This window comes from Nitrososphaerota archaeon (genome assembly GCA_011605775.1).
Lineage (GTDB): Archaea > Thermoproteota > Nitrososphaeria > Nitrososphaerales > JAAOZN01 > JAAOZN01.
Genome location: JAAOZN010000068.1, coordinates 24701 through 35277, shown reverse-complemented (window position 1 = coordinate 35277; position 10577 = coordinate 24701). Strand labels below are relative to the sequence as shown.

Below are 10577 nucleotides of genomic sequence, written 5' to 3'. Positions count from 1 at the left end.
GTATGTTTGTTTATAGGTAGAGTTCTACGCAGCGTCTCGATTATTCGGCTAGCCTTTTCCTGCATTGGTGGTTCAAGAAACTCTCTGATGTTTTTGATGAGTGTTAGGAGCTTCACAGGGCTATATTCATCCCAGCTCAGCCTAACCTCCATCCTCGGGACCCCAGCAAAGACTACGTAGCGGATTCTTTCTGGAAGGTCTATGCCCCTCGCAAGCGGGCTTCTAAAACTCGCAACCCCTATTAGGGCGTCATACTCGCCTCTTTCAAAGCTGAGAATCATTTCCTCATCCATCTTCGTGTAAACGTAGGCTCGCACACCATTTGCGTTTAAGAATTCGCCAAGTTTAACGGCGTAGTCCTTGCCGAGTGCTGATGGGACGAAGACTAAGCATCCGCCGCCGAATTTGTTTAAGATGGATAAAACCTGCTGTTCGACTTGGTTTTCTGTCGTTAAGTAATAGTCCTTTATGTTTCTGAGAAATTCGGGTTTGAAGCCTATCTGGAAGTTGAGTAGCTCCTCGAAGAGCTTTATCCTCTTTGTCCTCTTCGCTTTTACCGTCGCACCTGAAACCACGAGTAGGCCTATTCTGTTTTGATGTTTGTAGTCTTCGATTTTGCTTCTCAGATCCCTTATCTTCTCCAAAACTTCTGTAGGCTGTTTTCCCATCCTTCTTAGTCGGCTCGCCTCCCTTTGTAGTTCTATGATCTGAAAGGCTGAATCTATTACTTCATTATCAAATCCGAGGATCGCCATGATCTTGTCTATGTTGTGTGGCGACTTCAGAAAGGAGTCCACATCGTCCACAAAAACGTAGTCAAAAACCTTGCCTTCTAAAGCCTCAAAATGGTTTATCAAAAACCTTTCCGTAGTCACTAAGATGTCGAATTCGCCTTTCGCCACCTTCTCCAGAACTTCCTTTCGCTCAGCTTCATCCAAGCCTGCGTGATAAAATAGCCTTCTCACCTTAACACCGATCTTCTGCATATAGGTGTCTATCCTTTCCACAACTTGCTGCACAAGTAGTGCTGTTGGCAATATTATGTAGCTCTTCTGCCCATTCACCGCGGAATAAAGGGCAGAAACGGTTCCGAGAACTGTTTTGCCAACGCCTGTTGGTGCTACTATGGAGAAGTTGCTGTTCAGTAGAATTCTTCTAGCCCAAGTTTCTTGAAGAGACCACATTCTCTGCCCGACAACCCTTCTAAAGAATAGGGAAAAGTCCCTAAACCTTTCGTGAAACTTGAAGAGGTCTTCGGCGAAATAGAGCTTACCCCTGTCCTTTAGAAGCTTTAAGAGGTGAGACCAGCTTCTAACGCCGTCAACCCTATCAAGACATTTTTCACAAACACCGAGCTTGAGAAGCCTATCGTTAGATATTACTCCTTCACAGTTCACGCATAAACCGTGGTAATTAACCCACATCACTCATCCCGCACATACGCAACTTTGGAATAGCCTCAACATATAAAAAGATATGTTGATAGAAAAAAGCTTGTTTCCTTACTCAGAAAATGTGCTTCATTTTTACATCCTTTGCCTTCTCTACTCTAGGACCTGTGGGCTGCTTGCGTTTTGAAGAGTGGTTGGCTTCTCTTAGTAACGCATTTCACTATCTCATTGACTGGGATAAGCCTCTTCTTATTTGGGTCGAAGGCTTCTAACGTGATTTTGAAGCCTCTCGTGACCTCGGTTAGTTCGTAGTACCTATTTAAGAGGTGCAGCGCCCTTAAATTGCGTAAAACGGTCAGATCATCTAAAACGAACTTTAAAATCCCCTCAAAATCGATCGATGCGTATCTTTCAACAAGGCTGTTTATCTCAGATACGATCTTCTTTTCGTTAGGCGGCTGATTACTTGTTAACACCTCTATAGCAACCGCACAGCTGGGGTGTTTTAGATACAAGTCTGGTCGAAAGCTCCAAGACTTGGGCGCTTCTGCTAAGAGTAGACCTAGCTTTTTATCGTTGAGTAAGCAGACTGCTGCTTGTTGTCTTAGTCTGTAGTGCTGTTCATCTTCGTCTTCGAAGCGATCTACTATCTTCTTTTCTTTATAGACCTCTTCCTCAGCGACTTTTCGTATTTTTGTAGGTAAACCAACTTTTAGGCGTGGAGTAAAGGGTATTCTGATGTTGGGCAGCCGTGTTCCAGCTATCGTTATGATTATCGTTGTTAGGATTACGGAGATGTAGATGTCGTTGAAGGTCTGGAGGTTAGGTAAGCCCTGAGCTGCTACGAGCTGGGCTACCGCTGCGGCAGTAAGCCCTCTTGGCAATAGGAAGATCATTATTCTTCGATCTAAACTTAGAATCGGGTCGCCTAGGCTCGATATGTAGACAGCAGCAGCCCTAGCTAAAAGTAGTAGTAGCGCAGCACCAACTCCAACGATGAAATTACTTGGGTTTATGAGGCAGAGTATGATGCCTAAGTAGACAAAGACCACGCTCTTTAGTAGGAAGGTGATCTGCTCGTGAAAACCGAGGCTAACTCGATCCAGCTGGCGGTCCAGATTTAGTTTAAGCTTCTTTGAGATTAGTGTACCATTACCTAAGATTAAGCCGAAGGTTAGTGCTGCTATCGCTCCGCTACCCTGCATCAGTTCTGAGATGCTGTATAAGCCAAGCATTACCCCAAGAGTTAGGATGCCGTTGTAGTCGTCCTCTGTGAAGGTGTTGAGCATCTTAAGCCAGATCAAACCTCCGGCTACACCTATTACCCCTCCTAAGGCGAAGCTGTCGAAGAGGTTCTTCGCTAAGTTCAACCCCTCGCTTTGGCTACCTGTCCAGATCTTGAGTAAGCCGAGGGCGCAGACGATAACTAGCACATCTGTAACAACGCTCTCTAGGCTTAGTATCGTTGCAACCCGCCTATTTACGCTCAGCCGATTAAGCATCGGGATTACAATTATAGAACTGGTCCCGCCTACCACGCAACCAACTATAAGGCCGAAAAAGAGGTCCAAGTTTAAGAAAAGCACTGTATATGCGGCCACCGTTAGAAACGAGAAGACAAACCCTAATACACCGAGCACTATCGCTCTACCGCTTTCTCTTATGGCGTTGACTAGATCCATCTTTAACCCGGAGTCAAAGAGGATTAGGGTTACTGCTAGAGAGCTTACAAAGGGTGAAATTGGCGCAAGATCCTCAACCTTGACTAGTTGAAGCACAGGCCCAACCAAGACCCCTAGGAGCATGAGGAAGATTATCTCGGGTAACCCTGTTCTTCGTGAAGCATACCCGCTTATGAAGGCGAAGAAGATTATGATCGCTACTAACCCGAAGACTAGGGGTAGCATCTTTGCTCGCTCTAGCTGGTATGCGATGTTATGAAGGGGTTTGTCAAAGAGTTTTGCTCTACTGCTGAGCTTAGATAGGGGATTTATGGTTAGTAACTTATTTCTGAGCTAGGTCGAAGGGGGGTCAGCCAACGTTCTCTGCCGCAGACCTTACACCTATACTTAGCTTTCGCCTTTCGAGTAGGCATTTCAGGTTCCTTAATGACCTCATGCTCGGTTCTGATTAGGCAGCGGTCGCAGAAACGTCGCTCAACCCTCATAGCTCTACCCTACCTACACAGAAGATATATGTTTTCAAGAAGATGTAATCCATTTGATAAGTGTGGCAATTTGTTTAGGCTACGGCTTTGAAATTTAACCTTCCAACAAGAGATGAGTAGGTGGTGGTGTTGGAGAGCACGCAAAACTATTTGGAGATGAAGCAGAGCTTAGAAGCCCAGATAAGGGCACTAGAAGCCGAGCGCGCAGCCCTTCTTGAAGAGATACCCAAACTCAAAGAACGCGTAGAGGTGCTGAGACTACAAGCAAGACTCAAAGCTTTACAAAGCGAAGTCGATGCCCTACGCTCTGAAAAGGCGAATTTGGAACAAGAAATCCTATCCTACGAGCAAGCTGCGCCAACCGCTACTCCAGTAACGATACAGGTTGCTACTTGATGACCGCCACATGCCCAAACTGCCGAAATGAAGTGCAGCAGCCTAGCAAGATCTGGAGTATAGCAGGTGAACTCGATCAGCGAGGGAGCTTCTCCGAGAAGAGGATAGCGCTTTATGTATGTGAAAGGTGCCAGACAAAGTTTCCCATCGTAGCTGGCTCTAAGAGATTCAGGATCATACACGAAGCAGAGTTGGCGCTGCTGAGGAAGAAAGCTTCAGAAGGGGAGGAGCTGGCTGCTAAGGTTAGGGAAATGAATGAGAAGATTCGACTACTTAACGCTGAGCTGGAGAGTGTGAAGCAGGAGCTCGAGCTGGAGCGGCTGCGAAATAGAAGAGACAGTCTTCATGATGAGGTTGAGTATCTCAGAGGGGTAAAGAGAGGCTTCCAAGAGGAGCTCGCTAAGCTAGAAGGTGAAAGATGGCAGAAGTAAAAAAACCTCTTCCACCTGTATTTTTTATTCGAGGTATATCGCAGGCCTATAGGGCTTGGCCAATTCAGCCCTATTCTTTGGGTCGTATCTAGAATGGTCGTCTTCGCTAAACACAAAGATATCAGCGCCGATCTCCTTCGCAAGGTAATTCGAAAACTCTTTCAGAACTAGATTTTCATCCAGCAAACCCACTGCAAACCTCCTCTTAGCGACATCTAGGGGTGTGGAGGTAAGATCGTTCACAACCTTTTTGGCGAAGTCTGAAACTTTCTTTGGGTCAATATTCGGTTCACTCTGCATTACATCTTTAATCAATCCTTTTAAGTCAAGCCCCGCTCCTATCTTCTGCTCAAGGGCCTTGAGGTAAGCTCTCCTTTTCCACGATGCTGCGGTATAGTAGAACACCTTTCTGGGTTTGATCCCTGTGGCTTGGGTAATGTTTTGAGTGTCCTCCAGCAGTGTATCAATCAACTCAACACTAGCGAGCGCAGCCAGATCTATCTTAGATTCGTCACACTTAGGCCACTGAGCGGAGCAAACGAACCCCTCACCTCCAATCTTATGCCAGAGTTCTTCACAGAGGTATGGCGCGAAGGGTGCTAGCATCCTTACTTTTGCATGTAAGGCTTGACGCAAGACCGTGGCTTTCGCAGCCAGCTCACCTTTATTCAACACCTCCTTCATCTTCTGGTATTTGGCTACATCTTGATCCATTACGTACACTATGTTGTGGATGGCTTCTCTGACTCTAAGCTTCTCCATCGCCTCAGTAGTCTTTCTTACAACCTCTTGCAGCCTTGACATCAGCCATCGGTCTGCTGTCGTGTAGGTTGGTTCGCCTTCGCGTGGTAGGGTCAAGACCTCCTCGGTGAGCGTATAGAGTTTTTCAAGCCTCTCTTGGAAGTGGCGGATAAGCCCTAGACTGATGTCAGCATCTTGAAGCAACTCTGCTGTAGCGAGCAGCGCTAGCCTTAGAGCGTCGGCGCAGTACTTTGAGACCGCTTCTCTTAGTGGGATGATATTGCCATACGATTTAGACATCTTCTTCCCCTCCATGAGGACAGAGCCATTTACAACGATAGATCTAGGCCATAGGTTCCTGGGGAAGATGGCTGCGTGGTTGAATATGAAGAATGTAAGGTGGTTTGGTACCAGATCTCTGCCAGAGTGTCTAGCGTCCAACGGGTAAAAGTAGGTGAACTCTCTTCTAATCTCCTCTATTAGAGAGGTATCTACCCCGCAGATTTTAGCAACTTCCTCGGCTTCTCCTCTACCCAAGAAGATATAGTCGAAGAATTCTTCCTTTAGGCGGCTTGGGTCGATCTTTCTAATGAGGTGTGCTATTGTATAGTATGCCATATAGATTACCGAGTCTGAGAGGCTCTCGATTATCCACCCCTTATCCCAAGGCAGCGGTGTGCCTAAGCCGGACTTTCTGGCACACGCTTTTTCTCTTAGCCAATCTATTGTATATTCAAACTCGGCCCTAATATCTTCTGGGTAGAAAGTCATGCTTGATGCGGCTTCCTTCGCGAGCCTCTTCCACTCTGCATTAGAGTAGTCTATGAACCACTGGTTTTCAAAGATCTTTACTACGCACTCTGCTCCGCACCTGCATTTGACCGGTCTGTTCATGAGCTCATACATTTTGTCCGCTATGCCTCTGCTCAGCATATCCTCCTTCACCCTAACCCTAGCTTCTGAAACAGGCAGCCCACTATAGGGTCCTGTATTGCTCATCATCCTACCGGAGTGGAACTCGTGTGCGTAGAGCGAGGTCGTCGCCTCATCCAGCTTAGGGTCGTTCTGATCTTTGACGTTGAATCTGCGTAGCGCCTCTAACGCTGGTATACCGCTGTAGCCTTCACTCTCTATGAGTTTAATAGCCTCCAGATTAGGTACGATGCCCTCTAAACCATAGCTTCTTAGGGTTTCTTTATCCGCTTTAAGATCCTCAAGAGCTTGGTAGTCGTAGGGCGCATGTGCTGGCACCGACATAACCACACCAGTCCCAGCCTTTGGGTCAACAAAGGACGCTGGGAGTATAGGTACCGAGGCTCCTGTCAGGGGGTTGACCACATTAGCACCTATTATCTTGCGCGCTTCAAGAGTCTTTTTAACCTCAACCTTTCTATTCAAATATCTTAGCTTTTCAGCCGCTTCCCTACTAACCACCCAAGCCTCCCCATCTACTTCTGCCTCGACATATGTCGCAGAGGGGTTGAGCCAGAGGTTCGTAACCCCGAAGACCGTTTCAGGCCTTAGGGTTGCGGTTGGGAAGACCCTACCATCCCCCATGAACTTTATGAGCGTAAACTCCCCTATCTCTGGTTCAACATCATCTAAGGTATCGTGTTGGCCAACTGGGTTCCCGTCAACTGGGCACCAGCCTACGGGATGGCTTCCTTGCTTTATGAAGCCGAGGTCTTTCAGCTTCTTGAACTGCCACTCGATAAATCTGCTGTAGTGCGGGTCTATGGTGGTGAACTCTCGCCGCCAGTCGATAGAGAAGCCCATGTCGATCATGCCGCTCTTGATCTCTTGGTGGAAGAACTTGGCGATAGCTAGAGGCTCTTTGAACTCCTTAATCTTCTCTTCTGGCACCTTATAGATTGATCTAAAGGTGTCGATTAAACCTTCGTCTCCAGATGCTATCCTCTTCGACATAGCTAATATGGGTGTGCCTGTGTAGTGGAAACCCATAGGTAAGAGCGTGTTATAGCCCTGCATCCTTCTGTATCGAGCGTGCACATCGGCGAGCGTGTAGGTTCTGCCGTGTCCTATGTGCTGAGGCGAGTTGGGGTAAGGGTAGGCTACGGTTATGTAGAACTTTGGTCTATTGGGGTCTGGGTTCGCTTCGAATATGCGCTGCTCGAACCAACACTTCCTCCACTTTTCTTCTAGAGCACGCCAATCGATCATCATTCTTCACCTAACATCTCTTTAACGATCTCTTCTACCTTGGCTGAGATTTCTTTCGCCTTGTCCACTGCGCCACCTCCTTGACCAAATCTAGCGTCTCCTCCACCTGAGCCTCCCATCTGTTTTGATAAAGCCTTTGCGAGCAGACCTGCGTTAACCCCGCTCTTAACGGCTTCTGAGCCAGAGAAGACCAACACCTTCACCCTCCCATTAACCACGGCTAAGCCGACATAGATGAGATTCGGGTAGAGGCTTGTAGCCGCTTCGCCAAAAAGGATGTGGTACTCCTCATCTAAACCAGCTTCCTCGTTGAGCTTCAGCATAAGGTTCTTGATGGGTTTAGCCTCTTGAGCTATCTGCTTTAACTCTAAGTTAACTAGCTTCTTCGCTACGCTGCGCTTAACTCTTCTAGCTTCATCCAACCCACGCTTCAACTCATCTACCACTTGAATCACCTTATCCTCTTGCGCACCCAAGATCTTAGCGACCGCTTTAACATACCCCTCCATCTTCTGAGCATATTCCACAGCTGGTGCACCCGCGGCAAACTCTAGCCTCTCAACACCGTCCTGAATCCTTTCACTCTTCAGAATCTTTATGTAGCCGACTTCACCTGTGCTGTTACAGTGTGTGCCGCCGCAAGCCTCAACATCCCAATCGATTATGTTTATGATCCTAACTTCTCTTTCGGGCACAACTCCTCCTTGGTATATTCTGAAGCCGTATTTTGCTTCTGCTTCCCCTCTTGGTAGCGTTTCCTTCACCACAGGTAAGTTAGCTCTGACAACTCTGTTCGCTAGATCTTCTATCGCCTTCAGCTGCTCATCGCTTAGGTGTTCAAAGTGGGTTATGTCGAGGCGCGCTCTGTCCACATCCTTGTATGCTGAGTGCTGCCACACCCAGCTACCCAGCAGCCTCCTCGCAGCACCGTTAACTATGTGTGTTGCTGTGTGGTGTCTAGTGAGCCTCTCCCTCCTCTCTTCATCGACCGAGCAGTCCACCAAATCGCCTTCTTTAAAAGAGAGTTTATCAACAAGATGTAGCACAACCTGCCCCAGTTTCTCCACATCAATGACCCTGCTCGAGCCTATAGTGCCCAAGTCTGGTTCTTGGCCGCCTGATCTCGGGTAGAATGCTGTTCGATCTAAGATCACGTAGCGCCCATCTAAGATCTTCAGCACCCTCGCTTGAAAGCGGAGCATCTTCTCATCCGCATAGAAGAGTAGGTGTGTTGGAGGGAAGCTGTTGAGATCGAATCTAGTTTTCTCGGGGTGAGCGACTTTAACACCAAGGTGTTTTTCTGTAACTTTCTTGTAGAACTCTTCAGGGACAACTGGTATTATGTTGTGCTTAACAAGCTCTTCAGGTTGAATTCCTTCGGATTCGTAGAGTGTGATTACCCTATCTTCTGTCAGAGGCTTTGATTCGCGTTTAAGTTTCTCTATGATCTTCGCTATCCGCTCTTTGGTCTTCAGATACTTCTGCTCCTCCACGGACAAGATGATCTTAACTTCATCTCTATGCTCTGAGAGTTCGGGGTAGATCTGGGCTAAGCCAAGTATATGCATATCGACAAGTTCACCCAAAGTTATGTCGAATCTGAAGCGCTCCAGCATGGATAAGGCTCTTCTAAGTATGACCCGTAAGTTGTAGCCCCCTGCTACATTGCTCGGTAACCCTCCATCTGCAATAGCGAATGTTAGTGTTCTTGTGTGATCAAGGAGGGTGTAGAGTGCCTGGAGCGGCTCGATTTTACGTCGCAGCGCGTCCGCCTCTTCACCCGCTTTAATAGGTGTTTTCCCCTCTGCGTAGTCGAAGCCAGCGCTCTGCTTGTAGTAGCGGAAGAGGAGGTCTTCATCATACCCCACCTTGCATCTATCCAGCAGCTTTGGAAGAGCGTAGTCGAAGGTTGTGTCGTAGCTCGTAGGTTTGCCTGTTGATAGCCAGCTGAACCGTTCAAGCCCTGCACCCATATCCACGACCTTCTCCTTCATCTCAACTGCATCAGACGGTTCGCCTACAAACTCTGTGAAGACCGCATTTCCGAGCTCAAGCCCCCTTACGTGGTACTCAAGAGAGTAGCCGAAGGCACCGTAGCCTAACCAAGCATCCTCTACGAAGACGACCTCTTCTTTAGGTATGCCGAAGACCCTCACTAGTAGCTCGAAGTCGAGGTCTATGCACCGATCCTTCCAATATCCTTGCCCATCGGCTATGCTGTGCTGACCGATCATACAGAATGAGGTGTAGTGCCTACCTGTGACTCCTACACTGGGTATATCGTTAAACCTTAAGCACATCTGAGGCACGATAAGCGGGTTGGCTGGGAGCTCGAATACTACCCTACCCCCTTCTACCCTTTGAAAGTTCACTATCGAGGCTACGGTAAAGTATAGATCTGGTCTCCACCGGCAGACAACAGGATATCGCTTAATGCTTGTGTGCCCTTGCTCAACGAAGAAGGATTCGACTAGCCTCCACGCTTCAACATAACCTATCCGACGCTTCGTCGGTGGGTCGCCTAAGAAGGTATAGGTGCTGCACGGAGACTCTGGGCAGAACTCCTTATCACCTAATGCCCAAAAGTACCTCCCACAACCTCTGCATCTTCTCCTACTAAACCCCTCTCTGGCGAAGAGCTCAACCCTATAGTACCTATCTGGGTCGGCAGAGAACCTTCTACGTAGTTCTTCCTTATCTTTTTCAGCCATCAGCCAAGGGCAGCCTTACACCATCTAACACTTTATTATTTACGCTTTATTAGATCGACCTTGTCTTCGGAGGACATTTTACTACTCAGCAACTTTAACTTCAGCTGCCGCAGCTGTGAAACCAGCTTTTCTATGTGTGCCATCGCAGTTGGGTTTCTTGGTAGAGCCGCCACATCGGCAGAGCGCAGCAACTATCTTCCCATCCACCTCAACCAGATATGGTCCGTTTTCTGACGCCTTTATTATAACTCTGCTCATATCGATAGTTTAGTAGGGAGTGGTGTATTAATTAAAGTTTATTATGCCGCATTAAAAGAGGTTGTGTGAAAGTCAGATTGGACAGAATCAGGAGACTCTCTTTGCTGGTGCTTGAGAAGCACGGTAACCTATTTACCACAGACTTTGAAAAGAACAAAGAGATACTATCACAAGTAGCTGTTATCCGATCTAAAGAGCTGAGAAATGAGATCGCAGGCTATATTACTCGGCTCATGAAGACCAATCGAAGTAAAAGTTCTCCAGAAAAGCCTGAAGAAACCTAGCTCGGTGTTCAAAGAAT

At 47.5% G+C, this 10577-nt stretch carries 9 protein-coding genes; 3 read left to right on the top strand and 6 right to left on the bottom strand.

From position 1 onward, the window contains the following. The 3 genes from HA494_06220 to HA494_06210 form a co-directional block, all read right to left on the bottom strand. The coding region (locus HA494_06220) for a DEAD/DEAH box helicase (protein NHV97365.1) at positions 1-1424 on the bottom strand (1424 nt) is incomplete at its 3' end. A 125-nt stretch (positions 1425-1549) separates the two neighbouring features. Further along, positions 1550-3298, bottom strand: a complete 1749-nt coding sequence (locus tag HA494_06215) for a hypothetical protein (GenBank protein ID NHV97364.1) — start codon at positions 3296-3298, stop codon at positions 1550-1552. A gap of 89 nt (positions 3299-3387) precedes the next feature. Further along, positions 3388-3558 carry a hypothetical protein gene (locus HA494_06210; GenBank protein NHV97363.1) on the bottom strand — a complete coding sequence of 57 codons (171 nt, stop codon included), beginning with the start codon at positions 3556-3558 and terminating at the stop codon, positions 3388-3390. A 129-nt stretch (positions 3559-3687) separates the two neighbouring features. On the opposite strand from HA494_06210, the gene HA494_06205 reads away from it, so the two are divergent. After that, on the top strand, positions 3688-3954 hold the full coding sequence (locus HA494_06205; GenBank protein NHV97362.1) for a hypothetical protein: 267 nt from the start codon (positions 3688-3690) through the stop codon (positions 3952-3954). After that, positions 3954-4385, top strand: a complete 432-nt coding sequence (locus HA494_06200) for a hypothetical protein (protein ID NHV97361.1) — start codon at positions 3954-3956, stop codon at positions 4383-4385. The genes HA494_06205 and HA494_06200 overlap by 1 nt, the downstream gene beginning before the upstream one ends. A 24-nt stretch (positions 4386-4409) precedes the next feature. Here HA494_06200 and leuS read toward each other — a convergent pair whose 3' ends face one another. The 3 genes from leuS to HA494_06185 all read right to left on the bottom strand — a co-directional run bounded on the left by leuS (position 4410) and on the right by HA494_06185 (position 10276). Next, complete coding sequence (gene leuS, locus HA494_06195) at positions 4410-7310, bottom strand: leucine--tRNA ligase (GenBank protein ID NHV97360.1); 2901 nt, start codon at positions 7308-7310, stop codon at positions 4410-4412. Further along, entirely contained in the window at positions 7307-10018 is a 2712-nt protein-coding gene (locus HA494_06190) for an alanine--tRNA ligase (protein ID NHV97359.1), read from the bottom strand. The genes leuS and HA494_06190 overlap by 4 nt, the downstream gene beginning before the upstream one ends. 81 nt (positions 10019-10099) lie before the next feature. Beyond that, complete coding sequence (locus HA494_06185) at positions 10100-10276, bottom strand: CDGSH iron-sulfur domain-containing protein (GenBank protein ID NHV97358.1); 177 nt, start codon at positions 10274-10276, stop codon at positions 10100-10102. Positions 10277-10353: 77 nt separating this feature from the next. On the opposite strand from HA494_06185, the gene HA494_06180 reads away from it, so the two are divergent. Then, positions 10354-10560, top strand: coding sequence for a 30S ribosomal protein S17e (locus HA494_06180; GenBank protein NHV97357.1), 207 nt, complete (start codon positions 10354-10356; stop codon positions 10558-10560). Positions 10561-10577: the final 17 nt, after the last annotated feature.

What these genes read in the sequence shown, in the direction of transcription:
- HA494_06215 (NHV97364.1), bottom strand. Translation starts at nt 3,298, where the DNA reads ATGCTACCCCTAGTCTTCGGGTTAGTAGCGATCATAATCTTCTTCGCC.
- HA494_06210 (NHV97363.1), bottom strand. Translation starts at nt 3,558, where the DNA reads ATGAGGGTTGAGCGACGTTTCTGCGACCGCTGCCTAATCAGAACCGAG.
- HA494_06200 (NHV97361.1), top strand. Translation starts at nt 3,954, where the DNA reads ATGACCGCCACATGCCCAAACTGCCGAAATGAAGTGCAGCAGCCTAGC.
- leuS (NHV97360.1), bottom strand. Translation starts at nt 7,310, where the DNA reads ATGATGATCGATTGGCGTGCTCTAGAAGAAAAGTGGAGGAAGTGTTGG.
- HA494_06190 (NHV97359.1), bottom strand. Translation starts at nt 10,018, where the DNA reads ATGGCTGAAAAAGATAAGGAAGAACTACGTAGAAGGTTCTCTGCCGAC.
- HA494_06185 (NHV97358.1), bottom strand. Translation starts at nt 10,276, where the DNA reads ATGAGCAGAGTTATAATAAAGGCGTCAGAAAACGGACCATATCTGGTT.